Raw genomic sequence first — 25,555 nt, 5'->3', positions numbered from 1 at the left:
TGGTGTTAACAGGCTTACGCGAGTGTGCGCTGCAACTACCACCTTACCTGCCGCTCGCCCTTGCCAGCCTGCGGCCCCAGCCATTGGGCGCCACGTAACAATGGCGTCAGCGCGGCTTCTGGCTGAACCTCAAAAGCGACCCGCGCGCGGCGGGCGAGCAGGTCCGCATCGAGATCAATCTGGTGTTGATTCTGCTGGGCCAGCGCACCCTGCAAGCGCCAGTCACCCGCACAGTGCATTGCAAGCCAGCCCTGCCCTAACTGCAGCGACCACGGCGATACCAGCGCCAGGTCGGTCACCTGCAAACGCCCCTCGGTACCGGCGCACTGTCGCCATGAACCCGTCACACTGACACGCCCCTGCCATTGCCCCGCCAGGCGATAAGCCACCGGCACACTCGGCGCCGCTTCGAGCGCCTCGACCTCCACCCGCCAGCGCCAGGGCCAACCGCTCAACCGCGCCAGCCAAGCCTGCCCCTGATAAGCCAAGCGGACCTCAGCCTGCATTCGCCACGGTCGCCACTGCCAACGCAGCGGCCCGACATCGCCCACCTGCTCGGCCTGTCCCTGCCAGAGGCTGCCGCTGACGACCCTGCCTGGCAGCAACCAGCTCGCGGGCAACTCCACAAGCAGGGTTACAGCACACACCAGCGCCGGCCACAACAGCACGCGCACCCTCATGGCCGAAACTGCAAGTCGAAGCGCAACTGCTTGCCAGCCTGCTCCATGCCCCATTGCAGCGGCTGCACGCCCTCGGCCTGCAATGCTTGCAACCACGCCAGCAGCGCCTGCTCGTCGGCGACCGCCCCGCGCACGTGCCAATCATCGTCCTGCAACTCGACCTCGGTCAGCTCGATATGCCGGGCCTGGGCGGATTGGCGCAAACGCTCCAGGCTCAATCCAGCGCCGCGCTCAAGGCTGACCGCCGCCTCGGCCAGCCCCCGCCACTGGCTCATCTGGGCCCAGCGTGCGTTCACCTCCCGTACCAAAATGACGACCAGCAACAACGCGATCAGCCCCAAGGCCAGGCGCATACGCAGGCGGGGCGAAAGTACGCGGATCATGAACTGCTCCCCAGATCGAACACCACGCCCGCTGCCTGCACCTGTACCGTCGCGCCGACCGCAGCGGCCAATTCCTCCCACGGCGGCAGCGCGCCCTCGCCATCCAGGTGCAGATGCCAGCGCTGCCCATCGAAGCGCACCGCGCGCAGACGCCACTGCGGATGCGCGTGCAACCAGTCCTGCAACTGCTCCTGCAAGCCGTCGAGCCGGCGCAGGCGCAAGGCTCGCTCGCCGTCGGCAGCACGCAGCTGCTTGAGCTCCTGCGCCGCTTCACGCGGTGAGGCCTGGGGGCCAGTGACCGCCAGTACCTGCTCACGATAGAGCTGGGCCTGACGCCATTGCTGGCTTAACCACAGGGCGCCCCAGACAGCGGCGAGCACCAGGCAGGCAGCGATCAAGCCTTTGTGCTGAGCCGTGACATTCAACGATTTGCGCGGGCGGCGCATTTCCCGCAGCCCCGGTGCTGCATCGAGATCCGCAACCCGCTTCGGCCAGGGCCCATCGACCTGCGCAAATACCTGTGTACCCCATGGCGCAGGCGCACCACCCATCCCCTGTGGCCAGGCCAGCCAGTGTTCGCAGCCCTCCTCGTCGACCCGCGCATACAAGGTCGCTTGCTCCTGTCGCCATTGCCATCCACAGCCCCGCTCGAGCGCCGGCAAGAGCTGAAACTGCGACCAGCAACGTTCCACCTCCAGGCCCCACTCCACGCACTGAGCCAACCAGTCATCGAGCCGATCACGTGCCACCACCACCAGCCGTAATTGCCCTGTCGCGCGACCGATGCAGGCACAGTCAACCTCATCGCTTCCTTGCAGCAGGCGATCCTCCAACAGCAGCGGCCATTCCTCACGCTTGAGCCCGGGCGGCGCCGGCACCTGAAAATGGCTGCATGCGTCCCCCGGTACCACCACGCCAACCCGAGCGTTGAGGCCCTGCGGCGGGGGCCCCTGCCCTTCGTCACGGAGCACGCCGTTGTCCAGCAGGCACCAGTGCCAATGCCCATCAGCCACAGGCCGCACCAACAACCAAGGCCGCGCTGGCGAGCGCCACCGCCATTCACGCTTCATGAAAGCCCCCAGGGCAGGACGAACGTGCAGACATAAGGTGCTCCATCACGCTGCAGTTGCAGCCGTACACCGGCGCCGGGGTGTGCCGGTTGATCGGAAGGCCAGGCCAGCCAGCGGCCGCCCTGGTAATAGACAACGCTCCAACTGCTGACCCGCTGCAACCGCTCGCGCACGACCCAATGCGGCATGCCGACGGCATACAGGTCTGCCGAGCTTTCCAACAGCAACTGCTGCTCGCGCGGATCGAAGCGCAGGCGCTGACGTTGCAGCCGCGAGCCGCCCTCGGCCTGCGGCCAGGCGGCGGCAGCCACCCAGAGCAACTGCTGCGCCTGCGGTTGCCAATCGAGCCAGCGCACGGCCAAGGGCAAGCGCTGCTCATAGAGACGGCGCAGCACCGGGCTGTCGAAACGCCGCTCCAGGGCCAGGCAAAACTCCAGCACACCGCGTTCGTTGCTGGTGCTGTCGAGACGTTCGCGAACTTTGAGCCAGCCGTTGACCAGCGCGGCGAGCATGATCCCGAGCACGGCGGTCAGGGCCAGCGCGACCATCAGCTCGATCAGGGTCAAGCCTGCCTGGCGACGCTTCATGGCCGCTCCAGAAACACGCTGTACAAACCCAGCGGCAGGCGCTGCTCGCGGTCTGCGAACAACTGCAGCTCGCCACGGCGCAGGTCACGCACACCGGTGCTGCGCAATTGCAGTTGCCAATGGCAGGTCTGCCCGCCCTGCTGCAATTCTCCGCTGCCCTGATTGGCCGCAGGCCAGTACTGCTCGACGACAAAGCGCGCCTGCAATTCACGCGCGCAGAGCAGCCCGAGGCGATGCTGCTGTACGGTCTCCTGCACCGCCAGGCGCTGGCGCAGGACCTGACTGGCGATCACCGCCAGCACCGAGGCGATGGCCAGCGCCACCACGACCTCAAGCAAGGTGAAGCCCGCCTGGCGCGACTTCATGGCGCGGCCTGGGTCAGCAAGCGACCGTCGCGCCCCCACTGCCAGCGCTGGCTGCCTTGCGGCCAGCGCCACAGCAGCGTGCCGGGCTGTGCCCAGCCCTCGGGAGTGAACAGCAATTGCGGCGTAGCACTGGCGGACCAGTCCGGGCGCAGCGTCTTTGGCCACTGGCCGAGGCGCACCGGTTCGACCACCCAGGCGTCGCCCTCGCGGCGAACAAACTCCGGCCGCCGGCCGTTCCAACGCAGCCCGCGCAATTGCCCGGCATGGCGCGCCAGCGCAGCTTGCTCGCGGGTCTGTGCAGCCAGCCGCTCGAGCGTCTGGCTGACGTTGCTGTTGCCACTGTCGAGCCAGGCCACACTGAGGCCGCTCATCAAGCCGGCAATCGCCAGCACCACGAGCAGTTCGATCAGGCTGAAGCCACGCTGAGCGAGCATCGGTCACAGCGCCCAGTTGCCCAGGTCGGCATCCAGGTCTTCGCCGCCCGCTACGCCATCGGCACCCAGCGAATACACGTCGACCCGACCATGCTCGCCGGGCATGCGGTACTGGTACGGAGTGCCCCAAGGGTCTTCTGGCAAGCGGCGGATATAACCGTCGCTGCGCCAGGCCCGCGGGACGGGTTCGGCGACCGGTTTTGTAACCAGCGCCGCCAAGCCCTGCTCGCTGCTGGGAAAGCGCAGGTTGTCGAGCCGATACATGTCCAGCGCCTGCTCGAGCGTTGCCAGGTCGGCCATGACCTTCTGGCGCATGGCCTTGTCCTGATTGCCCAGCACGCTCGGTGCGACCACGGCGATGAGCAGGCCGATGATGAAAATCACCACCATGATTTCCATCAGGGTGAAGCCTTGTTGGCGCTTACGTCGATGCTGCATTGCCGGTTCTCCTTGTCACAGTTGCAGGCCCTGGTTGAGTTGCATGATCGGCAGCAAGACCGCCAGTACGATGAACAGCACCACGCCGCCCATCACCAGAATCATCAAAGGTTCAAACAGCGCCATCGCGGTATCGACCTGACGGGCAAAGCCACGCTCCTGGTCGTCGGCCACGCGCTCGAGCATGTCGGCCAGGGTGCCGCTGGCCTCGCCGCTGCCGACCATGTTCACCAGCAGTGGCGGAAACTGTTGGCTGGCGTCCAGTGCCCGGTGCAGGCTGGTGCCGCCCTCGACCTGCTGGCGGACCTGCTCCATGGCCTGGCGAATGCGCCGGTTGCCAACCGTTTCGGTGGCCACCTGCAGCGCTTCGAGCAGGGCCACGCCACTGCTGCTGAGAATCGCCAGGCTGCGCGCCAGCCGCGCGCTTTCCAGCACTTGCAGCAGGCCGCCGACACGCGGCAGGCGCAGCAGCCATTGATCGCGGCGCAGGCACCAGTGCGCTTTGCGCAGCAGCCAGCGGCTGATCACGCTGAATAGCAGGACCGCCGCCAACAGCCAGGGCCCGGCGCTGACCAGGCCCTGGCTGAGGCCGATGAGGATCGAGGTCACCAGCGGCAGGCTCTGTCCGGAATGGGCAAATTGTTCGGTGAGTTTGGGCACCACGAAGGTCATCAGGCCGACCACTACGGCCAGCGATACCCCCATCAGCACCGCCGGATAGATCAACGCCGTACGCGCCTTGTGTTGCTGGCGCTGGACCTGTTCGAGGTGATCTGCCAGCCGCGTCAGCACCTGCGCCAGCCGCCCGGAACGCTCACCGGCTTCGACCAGCGCGCAGTAGAGACCAGTGAACGGCGCGCCCTGCCTTGCCAAACTCCGGGCCAGCCCAAGGCCCTCGGCCAACGCCCCGCGCACACCGACCAGTACCGCTTGCAGCGCCGGCTGGCGCAACTGCCGCTCCAGTGTGGCGAGGGCATCGACCAGAGGGATACCGGCGCCAGTCAGGGTTGCCAGTTGGCGGGTCAGCTCGCACAGCTGCGCCCGGCTGAGGCGCTGGTGACGGGAGCGACCGGTCGCGTTGTCGTGGCGCTTGAGGCCTTTGGCGAACAACCCCTGCTCGCGCAACAACTGCCGTGCATGGCGCTCGCTGTCGGCCTGCAAAGTGGCGGCGTGGCGTTTGCCGGCAAGGTCGACGGCCTGGTAGCGATAGGTCGGCATAGGTTAGCCCTGGACCACGCGCAACACTTCGGCAAGGCTGGTCTGGCCGCGCTGCAGGCAGTCACTGGCCATGCTCACCAGGCTGCGCCGACGGTCCGCCAGGTAGGCGTGCATGGCCACTTCGCTGGCGCCCTCGTACAGCAAGGCAATCAGCCCGGCATCCAGTTCAACGAATTCGTACAGGCCCATCCGTCCGGCATAGCCGCTGCCCTGGCAGGCTTCGCAGCCGACCGCGTGAAAGGTCTCGCGCAACGCGCCCAGTTCGGGGAACAGTTGTTTTTCTGCGGCCTGCAGCGGCTGCGCGACAGCACAGCTGCACAGTTGCCGGACCAGCCGCTGGGCCAATACGCCGCGCAGGCACGAGGCAATCAGAAACGGCTCGATGCCCATGTCGCGCAGACGGGTAACGGCGCCCACGGCGCTGTTGGTGTGCAGGGTCGACAGCACCAGGTGGCCGGTGAGGCTGGCCTGCACGGCAATCTGTGCAGTCTCCTGGTCGCGGATTTCGCCGAGCATGATCACGTCCGGGTCCTGACGCAGAATCGCCCGCAGGCCGGCGGCAAAGGTCAGCCCGGCGCGTGGGTTGATCGCGGTCTGGCCAATGCCGGCGATGGCATATTCGACCGGGTCTTCCACGGTGAGGATGTTGCGGCTGCCGTCGTTGAGGCTGTTGAGGCTGGCGTACAGGGTGGTGGTCTTGCCCGAGCCGGTCGGGCCGGTACTGAGGACAATGCCATTGGGCCGCGCCAGGCAATTGCGCAAGCCCTGCAACACGGCGGTGGGCATGCCCAGGTTGTCCAGCGCCAGCAGACTGGCCTGCTTGTCGAGCACGCGCATCACCACCCGCTCACCGTGGATGCCAGGCAAGGTCGAGACCCGCACATCGATCTCGCGACCAGCTGCGCGCAGGGTGATCCGGCCGTCCTGTGGCTGGCGTTTTTCGGCGATATCGAGGCGGGCCATGACCTTGATCCGCGACACCAGCATCGCCGACAGTGCCCGCGGTGGGCGCAGCACTTCGCGCAGGTGGCCGTCGACGCGCAGGCGCACCACCAGGCTTTGCTCGAAGGTTTCGATGTGGATGTCCGATGCACGCAGGCGCATGGCCTGGCCGAACAGGCCGTTGATCAGGCGGATCACCGGCGCTTCGTCATCGCTTTCGAGCAGGTCTTCGATGCGTGGCATTTCGCTCATCAGGCTGTCGAGATCGACCTGCTCGCCGATGCCTTCGATCAACGCCTGGTTGGCCGCGCTGCCGGCTTGATAAAGCTGGCCGAGGCGTTGATCGAAGTCTGCCGCCGGCAGGTACTCGACCGCTGCCGGCTGGCCGTGCACGCGCAGCAGTTCCTGCAACTGCGCGCTGTCGGCGTCGGCCCGCAGCCACAGCTGCCAACCTTCGGCGAGTGGTGCCAGGGCCAGGCCGGACTGGCGCGCCAGGCGATAGGGCAGCATCACCAGTTACCGCCTTCGAGCCGCGCGCGGCTGGCCGGAAACACCTGCAACAACTGCGAGCCTTCGGCCAACACTGGCAATTGCAGCGGCGTGCTCTGCTGCAGGCTGCGGTACTTGTCCTGGCTCAGACCGGCGAGGCTTGGGCCGTCACGCAGGATGCGCGGGCGGATGAACACCATCAGGTTCTGCTTGGTATTGCGGCTGGCATCGGAGCGGAATAAGCGGCCCAGCACGGGGACATCACCAAGCAGCGGCACACGCTGGTTGCTGGTGCTCAATTCATCGCTGATCAGGCCACCGAGAATCACCAGGCCGTTGTCCTCGACCATGACCTTGGTCTTGATCTCGCGCTTGTTGGTAATGACGTCACTGGCGCTGCTGCTGTCGGCAATCGACGAAACTTCCTGGACGATATCCAGGCGCACACTGTTGTCGACGTTGACCTGCGGTTTGATCCGCAGCTTGACCCCGACCTCCTTGCGCTCGATGGTCTGGTACGGGTTGGCGTTGTTCTGGGTTACCGAGCCGGTCACGAACGGCACCTCCTGACCGACCAGGATCGACGCCTCGGCGTTGTCCAGGGTCAACAGGGTTGGCGTCGACAGCAGATTGAAGCCGCTCTTGCCCTTGAGTGCATTGACCAACATGGCGAAGTTGAAGCCGCCGCCGAAGTTGCCGATGCCGGCAGTCACCCCAGTGGTGGCCGACAGCAGCTTGCCCAGCGCACTGGTATCACCCTCGGCGGCCGCGCCGGCAATACCAGCGATGTTCACTCCGTTACTGCCGAAGTTGACCACGCCAGCGCCAAACTTCTCGTCAGCAAACAGCCACTGCACACCCAACTCCTGGGCTTGAATGTCCGAGACCTCGGCAATGATCGCCTCGACCACCACCTGCGCACGACGGATATCCAGCTGCTCGACAATGTTGCGATAGGCCGCCAGCTCGCTGTCCGGGCCGACCATCACCACAGCGTTGGTGCCCTCCTCGTATTCCAGGCGAATACCGGAGTCACTGGCCATCGCCACCGGCTGATCCTTGCCCTCGCCCTGCCCTTCGGCCGGCACCGCGCCGGTCTGGCTCAGGCCGCGCAAGACCTTGACCACTTCGCTGGCATTGGCGTGGCGCAAGTAGATCACCTGGGTATTGCTGCTGTGCAGGTTGTCGCCGGGCCGATCCAGCTGCGCCAACAAGGCGCGCACGCGCTCACGGCTGTCGGCGCTACCGCGCACCAGCAAGGCATTGCTGCGCGGGTCGGCCACCACCTGGGCACGGTCGGCGGCCTGTTCACTGGCCAGCAGCCGCGTGACCAACTGGGCGGTATCGGCAGCGCTGGCGTGCTGCAGTTTCATCACCTGCAGTGGCTCCTCGCTGACCTGGTCGAGTTCGCGCAGCAGGCTGTCGATGCGTTCGAGGTTGCTGCGCCAGTCGGTCACCACCAGCAGATTGGCCGCAGGGTACGGCGTGATCACGCCCACCCGGGGATCGATCAGCGGCTTGATGATGCCAAGTATCTGCTCGCTGCCCGCATTGCGCACATTGAACACGCGGGTGGCGACACCATCGCTGCCGGTATTCTTGCTGGCGGCGTTCTCGACCGGCACCGGCTCGAGCCGCGCGGCTTGATCGGGGACGATCTTGACGCTGCCATTGGGCAGGTCGACGGCGGCGTAACCCTGCGCACGCAGCTGGGCGAGGAAGATATCGTAGATGGCGTCAGCGTCATGCCGGTCGACGGTGCGCACGGTGACCTTGCCTTTGACCCGCGGGTCGACGATGAACGTAGTGCCGGTGATCCGCGACACGCTGTCGATGAACTCGACCAGGTCAGTGTCGACGAAATTCACTTCGTACATCGGCGTGCCGCCTTCGTCGAGCACTTCGGGCTCTTCAGCCCAGGCCAATGACAAGCTCAGGCTCAATGCAGCCGCTGCGCAGTATCTAGCAAACATCAACTCATCCTTGCCGCTTGAAGCCGGTCACGGCGGGCCGTGGCGGCCAGGGCAGGCGTTCGCGCCGCCCCTGGTTGTCGATAATCAGGCCTGCGCCATCGATGTCCTGCAGCACGATCCCCGGCGCCAGCCGCTGGCCGCGGCCCAAGGTGCGAATCTGCTCGCCGAAACGCAGCACCACCACCGTCGCCGACAGCGGCTGGGCACGCAGCCCGCCGAGGTACTGCAAGGGCAGCCGGGTCAGAGGGATCTCGCCGGTGTCGAGCGGGGCTTGCCAGTGCCCCGCCATCAGCCCTGGAATGGCCGCGTGTTCAGGCTGCGCCGTCGTGGCCGGCTGCGGCTGACGGCTAAGCTGCAGCACACATTGCGCCGCCAGCCAGCCGGCGAGGGTCAACAGCAAAAAAGCGCCGAGGCGACTGCTCCAGCTCACGTCTTAGCCTGCCGTGGGTGCCAGCCGGGATGCCCCTGTACATAGCGCACCTCAGGCAACTGCAGCGGTGCCAGGCGCCAGTCGCTGGGCTGACGACGCAACCAGGCTTCGAGGGTTTGCCACAGCGGCTCACCGGCATCGGCGGCGAACTGCAGGCCGAAGGTACGGCACTGGCCCTGCACGGTCGCAAAGTCAGCGATACGCTTGCCTTGCGGGCTATAACTGACGCGCCAGGCCTGGTCTTGCCAGCGTGGTAGATCCTGGCTGTTGTCGAGCAGCAGCGGGTCGCCGAACAACTGCTCGGCGGCGTTTTCCAGCACCTGTTCAACCTGCCGTGCCGGCGCCTCGACCACGGGCGCCGGGTAGCCACCGGTAAGGCTTATCAGGTGCTCGCGGGTAATCATTTCACCGCCTGCCAACGGATAGTCGTAGCGCAGCCCCGGCAACAACACCGGCATGGCGCTGCTGTCAGACAACGCTTGCTGGAGCAAGGCATCCCAACTGCCGCCGCGCGTATCGCGCCGCCACAGGGCTTGCGGCGCTCGTGCCAACGGTAGATCGAGCCAAGCGGCATGGCCGGCACGCTGCGCCCGCACCACACTGCGCAGTTGTGCGGCGCGCGCCTGGGCAGCGGGCGTCAACTGCTGCTCGAAGGCGGGAAAGAAACGCGCCTGAAACTGCCATTGACCCGCCACCTGCTGGCAACGCAAACGGAACGCGCCGCTGCCACGGCAACCGGCGAACAGCACCGGCACCTGCCGGCCGCTGGCCTGGCTGGCCAGCACTGGCGCCGGCCACAAGTCCTGGCCACGGGCGCATAGCAGCACGTCGATTTCAGCCACGCGCTCGGCCAGCCACAGGCCCGGGCCGGTGCCGACATCGGCCAGCGCAATGACCAGATCAGCCTCGCGTCGCGCCTGCTGAAAGACCGCTTGCAGTGACTGATACCACTGCTTCAGAGAGGCTTTTTGATCCTGCGCATAAGGGTCGGTCACCCCCACCACAGCAATCCGCACACCTGCGCGCTGGAACACCCGCAGGCTGTCGATGCCGAGCGCCTTGCTCTGCTCGGCAGACAGGCCTGCACCCAGTGTCGCCGCGGTAGACTGCTGATAGAGCGCCGCACAGCGCTGTGGCCAGAGCACACGTTCATCGCTGCTGACGCGGACATCGCTGCCCAGTAGCTGGCTGCCCTGCACGCCGCTTTCGCCCTGGCTCAGATAAGCCAGGCCGCTGCCATTCCAGCCCTGACCGTTCTCCAGGGTCAGGCAGTTGTCTGCGCCGGCTTCGTTGCGCAGTTGCTCGAGCAACGCGGCCAGCACCGGGTACCCACCCAGCTGTGCGCGGCTGCTCTGGCTGGCATCCAGCAAAGGCGCAAGCTCCGGGGATGCGGCACTGGCGCTGGCGCCGGTCATCCACGGCGCGCGGCCGAGGTGGCTGACCGGCCCCAGGCGCGTCGCCGGCACCACCGCCTGGCCGGGTTGGCGGGCATCCAGGGTGTCGGCGAGATACAGCAGGTCCAGCGGCGCACCGCCGCCACGCTGGCCGGGCAGCGCCGAGCAGGCGCCAAGCAACGGCGTCAACGCCGCGACACCCATCCAGCTGATTACCTCGCGTCTGCCCACACTGCTAACCATCAGGCCCGCATCCTTTTCCGAGTTCACGTTGGGGTTCGGATATTGCGGCGCTCAGATGACAGTTTCATGGCAGATATCCGACAGTAATCGCCGACTGTTCTGTCAATACGCACTGGTAAGAACTGCTGGTTTTAAGCAGACCTTAATATTTCTGCCAAGGAATCATCACACTTGAGCACTACAGTCGCGGTTTCCTCCAACTCAGCCACTATAAGGACACCCTGATGAGTCGAGACACCGGCGACAACCTGGACCGCAACCAAAGCGGCAACCTGCCGATGGCCAGCGTCATGGACACTTACCTGAGCCGTCGCACCGTGATGCGCGGCAGCCTTGGCGCAGCCATCGCAATGATCGCCGGCACCGGTCTGACAGGCTGTTTCGACAGTGGTGGCGGTTCCGACAACGACTCGCCGTCTACCCCGGAGCCGGTCAAGCTCAGGCTCGGTTTCGACTCCATCGCAGGCTCGCGCACCGATGCCTGCGTCGTCGCTGCCGGTTACAGCGCCTACGTGCTGGCGCCCTGGGGCACTCCGCTGAACAGCAACGCCAATCCGTGGAAGTCCGATGGCAGCAACACCTCCACCGACCAGGCCAACGCGATGGGCATGCACCACGACGGCATGCACTTCTTCCCTATCAACGGCAGCTCGGATGACGGCCTGCTGGCGATCAACTTCGAGTACATCGATGCCGCCGCACTGCACCCGGCCGGCCCCACCACCGACGGCAGCGGCAAGCGCCCGGTGGAAGAAGCACGCAAGGAAATCAACGCCCACGGCGCCGGCGTGGTCCGCCTGAGCAAGGTCAGCGGGCGCTGGCAGGTGGTCGACAACGACCCGCTCAACCGCCGCTTCACCACGGTGTCGCTGATGGATATCGCCGGACCACTGCGCGGCAGCGACCATGTCAAGACCAAATTCTCCCCAGCCGGCACCCAGTGCCGCGGCACCAACAACAACTGCGGCAATGGCTACACGCCGTGGGGCACCTACCTGACCTGCGAAGAAAACTGGCCAGGCATCTTCGTCAACACTGCGACCCGCCCGGCGGATCAAGTGCGCATCGGCGTCAGCGCCACCCGTGGCCAGTACCGCTGGGAAACCTGTGCCGGTGATGCCAGCGAAGTGGACGATGAGTTCGGCCGTTTCAACATCACCCCAAGCGGCGCCAGCGCCACTGACGACTACCGCAACGAAGCCAGCACCTACGGCTACATCGTCGAGATCGACCCGTACAACGCCAGCACCCTGGCAGTGAAGCGCACCGCATTGGGCCGCTTCCGCCACGAGGGCTGCTGCCCGGGCCTGCCGGTCGCGGGCAAGCCGTTGGTCTGGTACACCGGCGACGACTCCAACAACGAATACCTGTACAAGTTCGTCTCCGACGCGGTCTGGGACCCGGCGGACGCCACCCCGGCCGACCGCCTGGCTACCGGTGCCAAGTACATGGACCAAGGCAAGCTGTACGTAGCTCGCTTCAATGCCGACGGCAGCGGCAACTGGCTGCTGCTCGACGTGGCCACCGCCACCACCGGCGGCAGCACCCTGGGCGCGCTGTTCGGTGACCTGCCGGGGATCATCATCAATACCCGCGGCGCCGCCGATGCCGTTGGTGCAACGCCGATGGACCGCCCCGAGTGGACCGCGGTACACCCGGTCAACGGTGACGTCTACCTGACCCTCACCAACAACAGCGCGCGCACTGCGGACAAGGTCGATGCTGCCAACCCACGCGGGCCGAACCGTCATGGCCACGTGATCCGCTGGCACGACAGCGACGACCAGTTGAGCTTCAACTGGGACATCTTCGTGTTTGGCGCCAACGCTGCCGGCACTGCCGATATCAACCGCTCCGGCTTGACCGAACTGAACCAGTTCGCCAGCCCCGATGGCATGAGCTTCGACAGCCGCGGCGTGCTCTGGATCGAAACCGACAACGGCGAGTCGACCCTCACCGACTACACCAACGACCAGCTGCTGGCGGTGATCCCGACCGATCTGGTCGATGCTGCCGGCAAGCAGGTCCCGGTGAACGCGCAGAACCAGTCGGCCCTGCGCCGTTTCTTCGTCGGCCCGAACGGCTGTGAAGTGACCGGGATTGCCTTTGCCCCAGACAACAAGTCGATGTTCGTCAACATCCAGCATCCGGGCAACTGGCCGTACAACGACGTCGCTACCGACGCCACTCCGGCAGGTGCCACGGTGCGCCCGCGAGCTTCGACGGTAGTCATTCAGCGTAATGATGGCGGCGAGATCGGCACTGCCTGATCAAACCTGATCAACGCCCCGGTTGCAGCGCCGCCCTGGCACTGCGACCGGGGCGTTCTCGATTGTGGGCTCACAACAACGGTTCGCGCGCCCTGACGCGCACCTGCTGCGCCGGCACCCGCGCATGCCACTGCACCACACCCAGAGCCTCGACCTGCAACTGACTGCGCAAGCTCAGCCCCTCTTCCTCGAACGACAGCTGCAACAGGTAATGGCCGCTGTTGAGCAGCAAGCCCTCACTCAAGCGCTCGAACGTTTCATCATCGACCGCACCCAGCGCCTGGCGCAGATCCGCTGCATCGGCATAACCGGTCGCAGGCCGGCCACTGACAATGCGGCTGAGCAGTGAACGCGGATACTTGCCTTCATACAACGCATCGAGCAGCTCCAGGTGTTCCAGGCCCAAGGCGTTGGCGTTCAAGCGCCAGCCACTGGTCTGCGCGATCGCACACAACATCGGATAGCGGCGCTGGCGGGTCGCGTCCGGCTCCAGCAGCAGGTTCAGCTCGCTGCTGTCGAGCATCGGCTGATTGGCCGCCAGCCGCGGTGGCTGCTGGCGCAGGTACTGGGCACTTTCGGCGCCTTGCAGGCGGGCATCGCTGTCACTGTCGAGCCAGTCCGCCAGGCCGTGCACCAGCCGTTCGGCCGCCATGTTGTCGCCCAGCAAGTAGCGCAGTTGGCGCTCGGCGCGCTCGGCGTCGTTGCCAAGCAGGGCATTGACGTTGAAGCAGGTGTGCTGATCGCGTACCCGCAACTGCGCCGTACCGCCGGCAAAATCGTAATTCAGTGGCTGCCCGCGCAGGGCCTGCCAGAACAGCGGGCTGAGCCGCCAAGCGGGATCGCGCAGGGCTTGTTTGGCATAGGCCAGACCGGCCTGTTGCATCGCCCGCGCCTGCACCCGCTGCTGCAGCAGGCGCACTTCATCGACCTGACGACGGCCACCTTCGACCAGCCAGGTCAAGCCCGCAGCCAGCATCGCCAGCGCCACCATGACCATCAACAGTGCCGCGCCCTGCTGTTGCTTACCGCCCATTGCCGCCTGCCTTTTCATCACCGAAAGCCGCCAGTCAACACCGTGCGTGTTGCAGGCAGATGGCAGCCGTTCCACCGTCATCCAGGCGTCATCTAGGACAGGCAGGATTGCTTCTCTTTTCATGGCCTTACAGGAGTGCGCTGACATGGGTGGTATTGGAATCTGGCAACTGGTGATCGTGCTGTTGATCGTGTTTCTGCTGTTTGGCACCAAGCGCCTCAAGGGCCTGGGCAGCGATGTCGGCGAGGCGATCCAGGGCTTTCGCAAATCCATGGGCGGCGATACCGATGCCAACAACGCTGCCAATGTTCAGGCCGAGCAGGCGCCAACGCTGAACGGGCAGAGCGTGCCGCAGGCGCACACGGACCGTCAGGCCTGATGTTCGAGATCGGCTTCACCGAGCTGATGCTGGTCGGCATCGTCGCCCTGCTGGTGCTCGGCCCCGAGCGCCTGCCGGTGGCGGCGCGCGCGGTCGGCCGCGTGCTGGGCCAGGCCCGTCGCGCGATGCACACGCTGCGCACCCAGGTCGAACGCGAGATCGACCTGCCGGCACTGGACAGCGCGCCGCTGCAACGCCTGGAACAGGACCTGCGCCAGGGTATCCGCCTCGACACGCAGCCGGCCAATGACGCCGCTGCGCCGGTCATCGCCAAGGAGAATGCATCATGAGCATTGCTGTGCCTGAGCAGCCTCGCATGCCGATCACCGAGCATCTGCGCGAACTGCGCAAACGCCTGCTGCGCGCCCTGCTGATGATCGGCCTGCTGTTCGCCGCGCTGTTCCCGTTTGCGCAGACGCTGTACACGCTGATTTCCGAGCCGCTGCGCCGGTACCTGCCGGAAGGCACCAGCATGATTGCCACCAGCGTCACCTCGCCGTTTCTGACGCCGTTCAAGCTGACCGCGATGTGCGCGTTGTTCGTGGCCATGCCGTTGCTGCTGCATCAGGCCTGGGGCTTCATAGCGCCCGGCATGTACCAGCGCGAGCGGCGCATCGCCCTGCCACTGCTGCTGTCGAGCATCGTCCTGTTCTACAGCGGCATGGCCTTCGCGTTCTTTCTGGTATTTCCGATGATGTTCGGCTTTTTCGCCAGCGTGACGCCTGATGGCGTGGCGATGATGACCGACATCAGCCTGTATCTGGATTTCATCATGGCGCTGTTCCTGGCGTTTGGCCTGGCGTTCGAGATCCCGGTGGCGACCTTCATCGTGGTCTGGGCCGGTTTGACCGATGTGGCGACGCTGCGCAAGAGTCGGCCCTACGTGATCGTCGGCTGCTTTGTGGTGGGGATGATCCTGACGCCGCCGGATGTGTTCTCACAGACGATGCTGGCGGTGCCGATGTGGGTCCTGTTTGAAGTCGGGCTGTTGGCCTGCACTTCGCTGCCCACGAGGCGCAGTGGCGACTGAGGCACGTGCAGCAGCGTGTCACTGTAAATTGAAAAGCCCCGGCAGTGGCCTGCCGGGGCTTTTCGCGTGTAACGGTGCGACAACAACAGCTCAGAAGTCAGCCAACGGCCAAACCTCATAAGCAGGCGTTTCGTACGGGTGGCTGTGCTTCAAGGCAGTGACAACCTGCTGAATCAGCTCGTCGGCCACCACCAGCTCGACCTTCCACTCCTCGACCTGCTCGACCTCGCCAGCCTGCCCGAGAAACGGCTGGCTGCCGGCCATCGGCCGGAACTGGCCTTGGCCAAGGGTCTGCCAGGCGCAGTGCTCATAGCCACCGATACGGCCGCCACCGGCGGCAAACACGGCGGCCTTGACCACTTCGACATGGCTGGCCGGGACGAAGAAGGCGAGCTTGTACACCGCTTAGTTCACCCACACCCGCGCGTTGCGGAACATGCGCATCCACGCCGCATCTTCCTGCCAGTCGTCTGGACGCCACGAGTTCTGCACTGCGCGGAACACCCGCTCAGGGTGCGGCATCATGATCGTCACGCGGCCATCGCGGCTGGTGAGACCGGTGATACCACGCGGTGAGCCGTTCGGGTTGGCCGGGTAGGCTTCGGTGACCTTGCCGTGGTTGTCGACAAAGCGCAGCGCCACGCAGCCAGACTGGTCGGCTGCAAGCAGCGCGGCCGGGTCGGCGAACTCGGCGTGGCCTTCACCGTGGGCGATGGCGATCGGCATATGCGAACCGGCCATGCCCTGCAGGAAGATCGAGTTGGACTTCTGCACCTCGACCATCGCCACACGGGCTTCGAACTGCTCGGAGCGGTTACGCACGAAGTGCGGCCACAGCTCGCTGCCCGGGATCAGCTCGTGCAGGTTGGACATCATCTGGCAACCGTTGCACACACCCAGGGTGAAGCTGTCGTCACGCTCGAAGAATGCCTGGAAGGCATCCCGCGCGCGGCTGTTGAACAGCGCCGACTTGGCCCAGCCCTCACCGGCACCGAGCACGTCACCGTAAGAGAAGCCGCCGCAGGCAACCAGGCCTTTGAACGCTTCCAGGTCAACACGACCGGCGAGGATATCGCTCATGTGCACGTCGACGGCGTTGAAGCCGGCACGGTCGAACGCCGCAGCCATCTCGACCTGGCCGTTGACGCCCTGCTCACGCAGGACTGCCACTTGCGGGCGGATGCCTTTTTTGATGTACGGCGCCGCGATGTCATGGTTGACGTCGAAACCAAGCTTGACGCTCAGGCCTGGGTTGTCTTCAACCAGCAGGCCGGCGTATTCCTGATCAGCGCAGTCGACGTTGTCACGCAGGCGCTGGATCTGATAGCTGGTCTTGGCCCACTCGCGCTGCAGCTGGCCGCGATCACCGGTGAATACCGCTTCGCCGGCGAGCTTGATCAGCACTTCGCTGTTGTTGATCGGCTGACCGATCACGGCCACGCAATCCTCGCCCAGGCCAGCAGCGCTGAACTGCGCGAGCACGTCCGGGGTGGCATCCTGGCGAACCTGGATGACCGCGCCGAGCTCTTCGTTGAAGAGAATCGCCGCGACTTTTTCGCGCTTGCTGGTCAGGGTGTCGAGTTCAAGGTCCAGACCGCAATGGCCGGCGAAGGCCATTTCCAGCACGGTGGTCAGCAGGCCGCCGTCGGAACGGTCGTGGTAGGCCAGCAGGTGACCATCGGCGTTGAGGCCCTGGATCACGGCGAAGAAGGCCTTGAGGTCTTCAGCGTCGTCGACGTCCGGCGCTTGCGCAGCCAGCTTGCCGTGGGTCTGCGCCAGGATCGACGCGCCCATGCGGTTTTTGCCGCGGCCCAGGTCGATCAGGATCAGGTCGGTTTCGCCCTTGTCCATGCGCAGTTGCGGGGTCAGGGTCTGGCGTACGTCGACCACCGGGGCGAAGCCGCTGATGATCAGCGACATCGGCGAAGTCACGCTTTTTTGCGCGCCCTGCTCGCTCCACTGGGTCTTCATCGACATGGAGTCCTTGCCCACTGGAATGGTCAGACCCAGCTCAGGGCAAAGTTCCATGCCTACGGCTCGGACGGCGTCGAACAGGCGGGCATCTTCACCCGGGTGGCCGGCTGCCGACATCCAGTTGGCCGAGAGTTTGATGTCGGACAGCTTGTCGATACGCGCAGCAGCCAGGTTGGTCAGCGCCTCACCGACCGCCATGCGGCCGGAGGCCGGGGCATCCAGCAGGGCCAGCGGGGTACGCTCACCCATCGCCATGGCTTCGCCGGTGTAGACGTCGAAGCTGGTCGCGGTCACGGCGCAATCCGCTACCGGAACCTGCCATGGGCCGACCATCTGGTCGCGTGCAACCAGGCCGGTGATGGTGCGGTCGCCGATGGTGATCAGGAAGCTCTTGCTGGCCACCGCCGGGTGGTGCAGCACGCGCTCGACCGAGTCGGCCAGGTCCAGCGTGCTTGGGTCGAACTCATCGCCAAGCTCTTCTTCGCGAGTGACCGAACGGTGCATGCGCGGCGGCTTGCCGAGCAGGACGTCGAGCGGCATGTCGACCGGGGTGTTGCCGAAGTGGCTGTCGGTAACGGTCAGGTGCGGTTCGGCAGTGGCTTCGCCGACCACCGCAAACGGGCAGCGCTCACGTTCGCAGATGGCTTTGAAACGCTCGAAGTTGGCCGCATCGACCGCCATCACGTAACGCTCTTGCGATTCGTTGCTCCAGATTTCGTGCGGGGCCATGCCCGGCTCGTCGTTGGGCACGTTGCGCAGTTCGAAGCGGCCACCACGACCACCGTCGTTGACCAGTTCCGGGAAGGCGTTGGAAATGCCGCCCGCGCCGACGTCATGGATGAAGGCGATCGGGTTGTCGTCGCCCAGCTGCCAGCAGCGGTCGATGACTTCCTGGCAGCGGCGCTCCATTTCCGGGTTTTCCCGTTGAACGGAAGCGAAATCGAGGTCAGCCGAGCTGGCGCCGGTGGCAACCGACGACGCCGCGCCGCCACCCAGGCCGATCAGCATGGCTGGGCCGCCGAGCACGATCAGCTTGGCGCCAACGGTGATCTCGGCCTTTTGCACGTGATCTTCACGGATGTTGCCCAGGCCGCCGGCCAGCATGATCGGCTTGTGGTAGCCGCGCACTTCTTCGCCGTGCGGGGTCTGGATCGACTGCTCGAAGGTACGGAAATAGCCGGTCAGGGCCGGACGGCCGAATTCGTTGTTGAACGCGGCGCCGCCGAGCGGGCCTTCGACCATGATGTCGAGGGCGTTGACGATGCGCTCTGGCTTGCCGTATGGCTTCTCCCACGGCTGTTCGAAGCCTGGGATCCGCAGGTTGGACACGGTAAAGCCGGTCAGGCCAGCCTTGGGCTTGGCGCCGCGACCGGTCGCGCCTTCGTCACGGATCTCGCCACCAGAACCGGTGGAAGCGCCGGAGAATGGCGAAATGGCGGTCGGGTGGTTGTGCGTCTCGACCTTCATGAGGATGTGCACCGGCTCCTGCACCGCGCCGTACTGGCGGGTTTCAGGGTTCGGGAAGAAGCGCCCGGCCACGCTGCCGACGATCACCGAGGCGTTGTCCTTGTAAGCCGACAACACGCCTTCGCTGTGCATCTGGTAGGTGTTCTTGATCATGCCGAACAGGCTCTTGTCCTGCGCCTGGCCGTCGATGTCCCAGGTGGCATTGAAGATCTTGTGTCGGCAATGCTCGGAGTTGGCCTGGGCGAACATCATCAGTTCGATGTCGTTCGGGTTACGCTTGAGGCCCTGGAAGGCGTTGACCAGGTAATCGATCTCGTCTTCGGCCAGGGCCAGACCGAGGTCGATGTTGGCCTGCGCCAGAGCTGTACGGCCACCGCCGAGCACGTCGACCGAGGTCATCGGCTTGGGCTGGGCATGGCTGAACAGATCGCCTGCCTGCTCCAGTTGGGTCAGCACGCGCTGGGTCATGCGGTCATGCAGCGCGGCGGCAACTTCTTGCGCGTCGGCCTCACTGAGGTCGCCGGCCACATAGAAGGCAATGCCGCGCTCCAGGCGCTGAATGCTCTGCAGGCCGCAGTTGTGGGCGATGTCGCTGGCCTTGCTGGCCCAGGGCGAAATCGTGCCCAGGCGCGGAACTACCAGGAACAGGCGGCCAGTCGGCTCTTGTACCGGCACGCTCGGCCCGTACTTGAGCAGACGGGCCAACACTTGCTGCTGGTCGGCGGTCAATTCACCATCGACGTCAGCGAAGTGGGCGAATTCGGCATACAAGCCGGTAACAGCGGGGACTTTCTGGCTCAGTTGCTCGAGTAGCTTACCGTGGCGAAAGGCAGAAAGGGCAGGAGCGCCGCGCAGGATCAACATCGTCGGGACAGCCTCAGGAAGGGGTGTGCTTAGAGGCCGTGCATTCTAGCGTAATTCGCGCGATTGGGCACCCGCTGCAAGGCAATGCTGCCGGGCGGCTGAACCGGACTCCGGGGTCAGAAAAGTCGGGGCTTTTTACCGATTTTGCTCGGCCATCAACAAATCCCTGGCCAATCTGCTAGCAGACCTGCCCAGCGTTGTCGAGATATGGCAGTTGCGGCCCTTTGCGTATACTGCAAGCTATGTTCGCCCCCACTGCTTTGCGCAAGCGTTGCGCCCAATGGCTCTTCGCAACCGGCCTCTTCCTGATGCTCGGTGCCTGTGTTGAAAAACCCAGCACTCTCGAGCGCGTCAAGGAAGACGGCGTGCTGCGCGTGATTACCCGCAACAGCCCGGCCACTTACTTCCAGGACCGCAACGGGGAAACCGGCTTCGAATACGAGCTGGTCAAGCGTTTCGCCGATGACCTGGGGGTGAAGCTGGAGATCGAAACCGCCGACAATATCGACGAAATGTTCGATCAACTGGGCAAACCGTCCGGTCCAGTGCTGGCAGCGGCGGGCCTGGTCAGCAGCGAAAAGCGCAACATCCAGGCGAAATTCTCGCATCCGTACCTCGAAGTCACCCCGCAGGTCATCTACCGCAATGGGCGTTCGCGGCCGACCCAGGCCAAGGGCCTGATCGGCAAGAAGATCATGGTGCTCAAGGGCAGCAGCCATGCAGAGCAACTGGCAGCGCTGAAAAAACAGTTCCCGACCCTGGAATACGAAGAATCCGACGCCGTTGAAGTAGTCGACCTGCTGCGCATGGTCGATGAAGGCCAGATCGACCTGACCCTGGTCGACTCCAACGAGCTGGCGATGAACCAGGTGTACTTCCCCAATGTACGGGTTGCCTTTGACTTGGGCGACAGTCGTGATCAGCGCTGGGCAGTCGCCGCGGGCGAAGACAACAGCCTGCTCAACGAGGTCAACGAGTTCCTCGACAAAGCGCAAAAGAACGGCACCCTGCAGCGCCTCAAGGATCGTTACTACGGCCACGTCGACGTCCTCGGTTACGTCGGCGCCTACACCTTCGCCCAGCATTTGCAGCAGCGCCTGCCCAAGTATGAAAAGCACTTCAAGGCCTCGGCCAAGGTCGAGCAGGTCGATTGGCGCCTGCTTGCGGCAATCGGCTATCAGGAGTCGATGTGGCAGCCTGAGGTGACCTCCAAGACCGGCGTGCGCGGGCTGATGATGCTGACCCAGCGCACCGCGCAGGCGATGGGCGTGTCCAACCGGCTGGATGCCAAGCAGAGCATCACCGGCGGCGCCAAGTACTTCATGCTGGTCAAGGAACAGCTCGACGACAGCATCAAGGAGCCGGACCGTACCTGGTTCGCCCTGGCCGGCTACAACGTCGGCAGCGGCCACCTGGAAGACGCCCGCACCCTGGCCAAGCGCGAAGGCCTGAACCCGAACAAATGGCTGGACGTAAAGAAGATGCTGCCGCGCCTGTCGCAGAAGCAGTGGTACAGCAAGACCCGCTATGGCTACGCCCGCGGCGGCGAGCCGGTGCATTTTGTCGCCAACATCCGCCGCTACTACGACATCCTGACCTGGGTGACCCAGCCGCAGCTCGAAGGCCAGGTCGCCGAAGGCAACCTGCATGTGCCAGGGGTCAACAAGGACAAGCCAGCGGAACAGTCACCGCCGATGTAACCGGCTCAGCTCGAGGCTTTTGCCCGCCGCGCCTTGAAGAAATCGCTGAGTATCTGCCCGCATTCCTGCGCCAGCACCCCACCTTCGAACAGCACCCGATGGTTGAGAAAGCCCTGGGTAAAGAACTGCCCCTGGCTCTGCACGATCCCCGCTTTCGGTTCCAGCGCCCCATACACCACCCGCGCCACCCGCGAATGAACGATCAAACCTGCGCACATACTGCACGGCTCCAGGGTCACGTACAGCGTGCTGCCGGGCAGCCGGTAGTTGCTGGCCGCCTGCGCTGCAGCGCGAATGGCGACCATCTCGGCGTGGGCGCTGGGGTCGCTATCGGTGATCGGTCGGTTGAAGCCGCTGCCGATCACTTCGCCACCCTGCACCAGCACCGCGCCAACCGGCACTTCGCCCAACGCCGCACCTTGCGCAGCCAGCTCCAGGGCCATCTGCATAAAGGCCTGATCACGGCTGCGATCGATAATCTGCGCGCGCATCAGACCACCGCAATCGCGGCCATCAGGCCGGTTTCCATGTGGTCGATGACGTGGCAATGGAACATCCAGGTACCCGGGTTATCAGCCACCAGGGCCACCTGGGCGCGCTCGTTCTTGCCCAGCAGGTAGGTATCGGTGAACCACGGCTCGGTGATTTTGTGCCGGTTGGAGCTGAGCACCTTGAAGCTCATGCCATGCAAGTGAATCGGGTGCTGGTACTGGGTCATGTTCTTCAGCTCGAAGATGTAGCTCTTGCCCTTTTCCAATGTGGCGATCGGGCGGTCGGCGCAGGTCTTGTCGGTAATGTCCCAGGCCTTGCCGTTGATCTGCCACAGGCTTGGCGGGCGGCCGCTGTCGGTGTCGACCGAAACCTTGCCGACCCACTCGAAATTGAAGTTGATCTTCTCGGCGTTGGCCAGGTCTGGTTCGGCGATCGGGTTGGCCGGTAATGCCGGCGGCCATTCGCCGGGGGCGTCGCTGCTGGCAACCGAGCGCAGGGTGCCGAGGCGCACAAAGCCGTCGCGCAGGGAGATCTCCTCGCCGGCTTCAGGGATGCGGATCGCCAGGCAGATGCGCATGCCAGGGCCCAGCCAATAGTCATCGTCCAATGGCCGCGGCGTGACCGGGTTGCCATCGAGGGCGTAGATCATCGCCTCGCAGTTGCCACGCAGGTTGATGCGGTAGGTCCAGGTATTGTCGAGGTTGAGCAGGCGCACGCGCACGACCTGCCCGGCCGGCAGCTCGGTGACCGAATCGGCCTGACCGTTGATGGTGATCAAGCGCCCAGCGGTGCCATTGCGCGCAGCTTCACGGGGGATGCTGAACGGCAGCCACCCGCCCTGCTCGTCGACGTGCCAGTTTTTCAGGCTCAGCGTGCGCTCATGCTTGAAGCCGGTGGGCTCGCGCTCTTCGACGATCAGTGGGCCGACCAGGCCCCGACCAAGCTCCTCGGAGCTGCTCACGTGCGGGTGATACCAGTAGCTGCCGGCGTCCGGCACGCGGAACTTGTAGTCGAAGTACTCGCCGGGCTTGACCGGCAGTTGCGAGACATAGGGCACGCCGTCCATTTCCAGCGGCAGGCGGATACCGTGCCAATGGATGGTGGTTTCGACCGGCAGGTGGTTGATGAAGCGCACCCGCAGCCAGGTGCCCTGGCGGACCCGCAGCTCGGTGCCCGGCGCCGATGGGCCAAAGGCCCAGGCCTCGGTCTTGAAGCCCGCTACCAGCTCGACTTCAAGCGGCGCGGCGATCAGCTCGTAGTCATGTCCGGCGTTGTCGTCCTCGACCTTGCCCAGCCAGTAGCGCGCTGCGCCTCCAGCGCCCAGGCCAACCACGACCAGGCCAGTCAGGCCCTTGAGCATTTGTCGACGGGTAAAGGACATCGGTGCAGGTACCTCGTTATACGCGATCAGTCTGCCAGCACCGGGCTGGCAATGAAGGGCGAATACGATACACCTGCAAATGCGAAAGATTAAGTGAAGTGTTGATGGTCTTAACCTTCGAACCCCAGCTGGTCAGGCTTTACAACTTCATGTTGAGCGAGACAAACGCCGAGCGGCCCGGCGCTGGCGAAAACATCGGCTGATCGTCGCCTCCCCAGAAGAAGTTGTCGTACCAGACGTATTCGTACTCGCGATCAGTAAGGTTCTTCATTTGCAGGTCGACACTGGTCGCGCTGGAGATACGGTAGCGCACGCTGGCATCCAGCACGGCAAAGCCACCGTACTTGCCTTGCTGATTCTGCGCATCGATGTAGTAGTCGCCCTGGGCACGGGCCTGCAGGCCAAAGCGCCAGTCATCGTTGTACTGGTAGTCGGCGCCGAGGTTGCTGATGTAACGCGGCGTCGAAAACACCTCCTTGCCCGCCAGCGACTCGCCGGTGGCGGCGAAGGCCTTGACCACCTTGGCCTCCTGAATCGAGTGCGAGCCCCACAACGTCCACTGTTCGTTCAATTGCGCGTTGAGCTGCAGGTCGATGCCGCGCCGACGGGTTTCACCAAGCCCCACCGAGGTGCCGGTGGCCGGCATGTTGGCCACTTCATCGGTAGCATCCTGCTGCCACACGGAAGCGCGCGCCTCAGCGCCGTCGAACGGGCGGAACTTGACCCCCAGTTCTTTGCCGGTATTGATCGACGGCTCATAGCTGGCCTGGCCGGCGCTCAAGTAGGCCGGGAAACTGCTACCTGTAAGAATCTGGAACGTGCGGCCCCAGTTGGCGTAGACGTCGACGCTTTCGCTGACGCTGTAGACCACGCTCAGCTTCGGCTGCTGGATCCAGCCGTAGTCCTGCAACGAGGCCTTCTGGCCGCCGAGGGTGGTGGTATTGCCGTCGAACTTGTCGACACGCATGGCCGGGATGATCTTCAGTGACTCGATCGGCTGGATGATCGCCTGCACATAGCCACCGAGGTTGCGCAAGGTGTAGTGGTCGTCGTCCTGAATGCGCGCAGGGGCTGCATCGAAATCGGTCGGCACGCCAAAGCTGTAGCGTTGCCGGCGATAAGTGTTGTCCTGCTCTTCTACGTTAATACCGCCGTCCAGGGTCAACAGGTCGTTGGCGCGCCAGGTCAGCGTGCTCAGCAGGCCGGTCTGCTGCTCGTCCCACATGCGGCGCTGGCGCGGGGCGTTGCCCAGCGGGTAGTCAGTGAAGGTGATGGTGCGATCATCGTTGTAACTGTTGTAGTAGAGCATGTTGCTCATGCTCAATTGATCGCTGAGTTGCCAGTCCATGTGCAGGCTCAGCTGCTTCATGTCGCGGTCGTCGCCGTCGTTGGCGTTCTTGGCGGGCGACTGGGTGCGGCTGGCGCGCAGCTCATCGCGGGTGAGAAACCCGCTCTCCTCGGCCTGGTGGTGATACAGCCGGGCGATCAGGCCAACGCGCAGGGTCTGCTCGTCATCAGTAACGAACCATTTGCCGCCGAGGGCGTATTTATTGGAGTTGCTGTTGTCGCGAAAGCCGTCCGAGTCCTGCTTGGCCAGGATGTAGTTCTGGGCGAAGTTGCCCTCTTCATGGCCGATCGCCAGCTGTACTTCACGGGTATCGAAACTGCCGTAAGTGACTCGGCTGTCGATGTAGTTGCCACCTTGGCGGGTGACGTAGTTGATGTTGCCGCCGATGTTGTGCAGGCCGTAGCGCGGGTCGTTGGTACCGCGGACCACTTCGATGTAGCTGATGTCGAGCGGGAACACCATGTCGACAAAGCGCTGGTTGCCGCTGTTGACGTTGCTCGGGATGCCATCGATGAGCATCTTGATGCCGTTGATGTAACCCTCACCGTTGAAGGCGCGGAAAGTCGCCTTGCCCGACTCGGCGCCCTGCCCTGTCTCAGTCAACTGGATGCCCGGCATCTGCCCGAGCAACTGCCAGCTGTTCATCACGTTCTTGTCTTCGACCTGATCGCCGCCCAGCACATCGACCGAGGTCAGCACGTTCTCGGTGCGCAGCGCGGTGCCGGCTGCCTGCGAGACCTTGATCTCGCCCAGGGTGATGACCGAGCTACCGGTTTGATTGGCATGAAGGTCGGTCATGACCAGCGCGGTCAGCGCGGCAAGTGATAGCGGGGCGGTTCTCATTACAACTCCTGATCGAGCACAAGTGCGGCTAAAGACGAGGCGAGATTCTACGGTTGTTATAACATAACAATCCACAATAAATTTTATGCCTGCACACCGTCCCCTGTAGGAGCGGCCTTGTGTCGCGA

23 protein-coding genes are annotated in these 25,555 nt (G+C 64.6%); 5 read left to right on the top strand and 18 right to left on the bottom strand.

All coding sequences use genetic code 11. The annotated features are described in order from the left end of the window. Positions 1-35: 35 nt before the first annotated feature. The 12 genes from AC58X1_RS14985 to AC58X1_RS14930 are packed head-to-tail and all read right to left on the bottom strand — an operon-like array spanning position 36 to position 10,646. A complete protein-coding gene (locus tag AC58X1_RS14985) occupies positions 36-668 on the bottom strand; it encodes a type II secretion system protein N (RefSeq protein ID WP_224785578.1) in 633 nt (210 codons plus the stop codon). Positions 669-676: 8 nt separating this feature from the next. Further along, positions 677-1,063: a type II secretion system protein GspM gene (gspM, locus tag AC58X1_RS14980; RefSeq protein ID WP_497429046.1), complete on the bottom strand. Its 387-nt coding sequence runs from the start codon at positions 1,061-1,063 to the stop codon at positions 677-679. Then, on the bottom strand, positions 1,060-2,133 hold the full coding sequence (locus AC58X1_RS14975; protein ID WP_150573299.1) for a GspL/Epsl periplasmic domain-containing protein: 1,074 nt from the start codon (positions 2,131-2,133) through the stop codon (positions 1,060-1,062). Before AC58X1_RS14975 ends, gspM begins: the two co-directional genes overlap by 4 nt. Then, positions 2,130-2,720 carry a type II secretion system protein gene (locus AC58X1_RS14970; RefSeq protein ID WP_150573298.1) on the bottom strand — a complete coding sequence of 197 codons (591 nt, stop codon included), beginning with the start codon at positions 2,718-2,720 and terminating at the stop codon, positions 2,130-2,132. The genes AC58X1_RS14975 and AC58X1_RS14970 overlap by 4 nt, the downstream gene beginning before the upstream one ends. Further along, positions 2,717-3,085, bottom strand: a complete 369-nt coding sequence (locus AC58X1_RS14965) for a type II secretion system protein (RefSeq protein ID WP_207072487.1) — start codon at positions 3,083-3,085, stop codon at positions 2,717-2,719. The genes AC58X1_RS14970 and AC58X1_RS14965 overlap by 4 nt, the downstream gene beginning before the upstream one ends. Next, positions 3,082-3,519, bottom strand: coding sequence for a type II secretion system minor pseudopilin GspH (gspH, locus tag AC58X1_RS14960; RefSeq protein WP_497429045.1), 438 nt, complete (start codon positions 3,517-3,519; stop codon positions 3,082-3,084). The genes AC58X1_RS14965 and gspH overlap by 4 nt, the downstream gene beginning before the upstream one ends. A 3-nt stretch (positions 3,520-3,522) precedes the next feature. Further along, positions 3,523-3,957 carry a type II secretion system major pseudopilin GspG gene (gene gspG / locus AC58X1_RS14955; RefSeq protein WP_101317055.1) on the bottom strand — a complete coding sequence of 145 codons (435 nt, stop codon included), beginning with the start codon at positions 3,955-3,957 and terminating at the stop codon, positions 3,523-3,525. A 15-nt stretch (positions 3,958-3,972) separates the two neighbouring features. Further along, positions 3,973-5,175, bottom strand: a complete 1,203-nt coding sequence (gene gspF, locus AC58X1_RS14950; RefSeq protein WP_150571042.1) for a type II secretion system inner membrane protein GspF — start codon at positions 5,173-5,175, stop codon at positions 3,973-3,975. 3 nt (positions 5,176-5,178) lie between these two features. Beyond that, positions 5,179-6,627 carry a GspE/PulE family protein gene (locus AC58X1_RS14945; RefSeq protein ID WP_150571082.1) on the bottom strand — a complete coding sequence of 483 codons (1,449 nt, stop codon included), beginning with the start codon at positions 6,625-6,627 and terminating at the stop codon, positions 5,179-5,181. Then, complete coding sequence (gene gspD / locus AC58X1_RS14940) at positions 6,627-8,579, bottom strand: type II secretion system secretin GspD (RefSeq protein WP_401179438.1); 1,953 nt, start codon at positions 8,577-8,579, stop codon at positions 6,627-6,629. Before gspD ends, AC58X1_RS14945 begins: the two co-directional genes overlap by 1 nt. A gap of 4 nt (positions 8,580-8,583) precedes the next feature. Beyond that, complete coding sequence (locus AC58X1_RS14935; protein WP_259075647.1) at positions 8,584-9,009, bottom strand: pilus assembly protein PilZ; 426 nt, start codon at positions 9,007-9,009, stop codon at positions 8,584-8,586. Beyond that, positions 9,006-10,646, bottom strand: coding sequence for a bifunctional UDP-sugar hydrolase/5'-nucleotidase (locus AC58X1_RS14930; RefSeq protein WP_259075649.1), 1,641 nt, complete (start codon positions 10,644-10,646; stop codon positions 9,006-9,008). The genes AC58X1_RS14935 and AC58X1_RS14930 overlap by 4 nt, the downstream gene beginning before the upstream one ends. A gap of 224 nt (positions 10,647-10,870) precedes the next feature. Here AC58X1_RS14930 and AC58X1_RS14925 point away from each other — a divergent pair, with 224 nt between their 5' ends. Then, on the top strand, positions 10,871-12,916 hold the full coding sequence (locus AC58X1_RS14925) for a PhoX family protein (RefSeq protein ID WP_259075651.1): 2,046 nt from the start codon (positions 10,871-10,873) through the stop codon (positions 12,914-12,916). 70 nt (positions 12,917-12,986) lie between these two features. Here AC58X1_RS14925 and gspK read toward each other — a convergent pair whose 3' ends face one another. Beyond that, positions 12,987-13,949 carry a type II secretion system minor pseudopilin GspK gene (gene gspK / locus AC58X1_RS14920; RefSeq protein WP_101317041.1) on the bottom strand — a complete coding sequence of 321 codons (963 nt, stop codon included), beginning with the start codon at positions 13,947-13,949 and terminating at the stop codon, positions 12,987-12,989. A 145-nt stretch (positions 13,950-14,094) separates the two neighbouring features. Here gspK and tatA point away from each other — a divergent pair, with 145 nt between their 5' ends. The 3 genes from tatA to tatC are packed head-to-tail and all read left to right on the top strand — an operon-like array spanning position 14,095 to position 15,358. Beyond that, positions 14,095-14,328 carry a twin-arginine translocase TatA/TatE family subunit gene (gene tatA / locus AC58X1_RS14915; protein WP_101317039.1) on the top strand — a complete coding sequence of 78 codons (234 nt, stop codon included), beginning with the start codon at positions 14,095-14,097 and terminating at the stop codon, positions 14,326-14,328. Next, a complete protein-coding gene (gene tatB, locus AC58X1_RS14910; protein WP_101317037.1) occupies positions 14,328-14,618 on the top strand; it encodes a Sec-independent protein translocase protein TatB in 291 nt (96 codons plus the stop codon). The genes tatA and tatB overlap by 1 nt, the downstream gene beginning before the upstream one ends. Next, positions 14,615-15,358: a twin-arginine translocase subunit TatC gene (gene tatC / locus AC58X1_RS14905; protein WP_150571047.1), complete on the top strand. Its 744-nt coding sequence runs from the start codon at positions 14,615-14,617 to the stop codon at positions 15,356-15,358. The genes tatB and tatC overlap by 4 nt, the downstream gene beginning before the upstream one ends. Before the next feature lie 90 nt (positions 15,359-15,448). Here the strand turns inward: tatC and cutA are convergent, their stop codons facing one another. After that, positions 15,449-15,760 carry a divalent cation tolerance protein CutA gene (gene cutA / locus AC58X1_RS14900; protein WP_103436248.1) on the bottom strand — a complete coding sequence of 104 codons (312 nt, stop codon included), beginning with the start codon at positions 15,758-15,760 and terminating at the stop codon, positions 15,449-15,451. Positions 15,761-15,763: 3 nt separating this feature from the next. Continuing rightward, positions 15,764-19,663: a phosphoribosylformylglycinamidine synthase gene (purL, locus tag AC58X1_RS14895; protein ID WP_259075657.1), complete on the bottom strand. Its 3,900-nt coding sequence runs from the start codon at positions 19,661-19,663 to the stop codon at positions 15,764-15,766. 242 nt (positions 19,664-19,905) lie between these two features. Between purL and mltF the strand changes: the two genes are divergently transcribed. After that, positions 19,906-21,363, top strand: a complete 1,458-nt coding sequence (gene mltF / locus AC58X1_RS14890; protein ID WP_101317027.1) for a membrane-bound lytic murein transglycosylase MltF — start codon at positions 19,906-19,908, stop codon at positions 21,361-21,363. Positions 21,364-21,368: 5 nt separating this feature from the next. Here the strand turns inward: mltF and tadA are convergent, their stop codons facing one another. From tadA to AC58X1_RS14875, 3 genes are all read right to left on the bottom strand, one after another. Further along, entirely contained in the window at positions 21,369-21,854 is a 486-nt protein-coding gene (gene tadA / locus AC58X1_RS14885; RefSeq protein WP_101317025.1) for a tRNA adenosine(34) deaminase TadA, read from the bottom strand. After that, positions 21,854-23,236, bottom strand: coding sequence for a multicopper oxidase family protein (locus tag AC58X1_RS14880; RefSeq protein ID WP_101317023.1), 1,383 nt, complete (start codon positions 23,234-23,236; stop codon positions 21,854-21,856). The genes tadA and AC58X1_RS14880 overlap by 1 nt, the downstream gene beginning before the upstream one ends. 139 nt (positions 23,237-23,375) lie before the next feature. After that, positions 23,376-25,427: a TonB-dependent receptor gene (locus tag AC58X1_RS14875; protein WP_497429044.1), complete on the bottom strand. Its 2,052-nt coding sequence runs from the start codon at positions 25,425-25,427 to the stop codon at positions 23,376-23,378. Positions 25,428-25,555: the final 128 nt, after the last annotated feature.

Source organism: Pseudomonas sp. PGPR N4 (assembly GCF_059693665.1).
The sequence above is the reverse complement of the archived record's forward strand: the minus strand, read 5'-3'. Positions and strand labels throughout refer to the sequence as shown.

Bases quoted from the DNA above. Each gene is read 5' to 3' on its own strand.
- gspM (WP_497429046.1), bottom strand. From the start codon at position 1,063: ATGATCCGCGTACTTTCGCCCCGCCTGCGTATGCGCCTGGCCTTGGGG.
- AC58X1_RS14975 (WP_150573299.1), bottom strand. From the start codon at position 2,133: ATGAAGCGTGAATGGCGGTGGCGCTCGCCAGCGCGGCCTTGGTTGTTG.
- AC58X1_RS14970 (WP_150573298.1), bottom strand. From the start codon at position 2,720: ATGAAGCGTCGCCAGGCAGGCTTGACCCTGATCGAGCTGATGGTCGCG.
- AC58X1_RS14965 (WP_207072487.1), bottom strand. From the start codon at position 3,085: ATGAAGTCGCGCCAGGCGGGCTTCACCTTGCTTGAGGTCGTGGTGGCG.
- gspH (WP_497429045.1), bottom strand. From the start codon at position 3,519: ATGCTCGCTCAGCGTGGCTTCAGCCTGATCGAACTGCTCGTGGTGCTG.
- gspG (WP_101317055.1), bottom strand. From the start codon at position 3,957: ATGCAGCATCGACGTAAGCGCCAACAAGGCTTCACCCTGATGGAAATC.
- gspF (WP_150571042.1), bottom strand. From the start codon at position 5,175: ATGCCGACCTATCGCTACCAGGCCGTCGACCTTGCCGGCAAACGCCAC.
- AC58X1_RS14945 (WP_150571082.1), bottom strand. From the start codon at position 6,627: ATGCTGCCCTATCGCCTGGCGCGCCAGTCCGGCCTGGCCCTGGCACCA.
- gspD (WP_401179438.1), bottom strand. From the start codon at position 8,579: ATGTTTGCTAGATACTGCGCAGCGGCTGCATTGAGCCTGAGCTTGTCA.
- AC58X1_RS14930 (WP_259075649.1), bottom strand. From the start codon at position 10,646: ATGGTTAGCAGTGTGGGCAGACGCGAGGTAATCAGCTGGATGGGTGTC.
- AC58X1_RS14925 (WP_259075651.1), top strand. From the start codon at position 10,871: ATGAGTCGAGACACCGGCGACAACCTGGACCGCAACCAAAGCGGCAAC.
- gspK (WP_101317041.1), bottom strand. From the start codon at position 13,949: ATGGGCGGTAAGCAACAGCAGGGCGCGGCACTGTTGATGGTCATGGTG.
- tatA (WP_101317039.1), top strand. From the start codon at position 14,095: ATGGGTGGTATTGGAATCTGGCAACTGGTGATCGTGCTGTTGATCGTG.
- tatB (WP_101317037.1), top strand. From the start codon at position 14,328: ATGTTCGAGATCGGCTTCACCGAGCTGATGCTGGTCGGCATCGTCGCC.
- tatC (WP_150571047.1), top strand. From the start codon at position 14,615: ATGAGCATTGCTGTGCCTGAGCAGCCTCGCATGCCGATCACCGAGCAT.
- purL (WP_259075657.1), bottom strand. From the start codon at position 19,663: ATGTTGATCCTGCGCGGCGCTCCTGCCCTTTCTGCCTTTCGCCACGGT.
- mltF (WP_101317027.1), top strand. From the start codon at position 19,906: ATGTTCGCCCCCACTGCTTTGCGCAAGCGTTGCGCCCAATGGCTCTTC.
- tadA (WP_101317025.1), bottom strand. From the start codon at position 21,854: ATGCGCGCGCAGATTATCGATCGCAGCCGTGATCAGGCCTTTATGCAG.
- AC58X1_RS14880 (WP_101317023.1), bottom strand. From the start codon at position 23,236: ATGTCCTTTACCCGTCGACAAATGCTCAAGGGCCTGACTGGCCTGGTC.
- AC58X1_RS14875 (WP_497429044.1), bottom strand. From the start codon at position 25,427: ATGAGAACCGCCCCGCTATCACTTGCCGCGCTGACCGCGCTGGTCATG.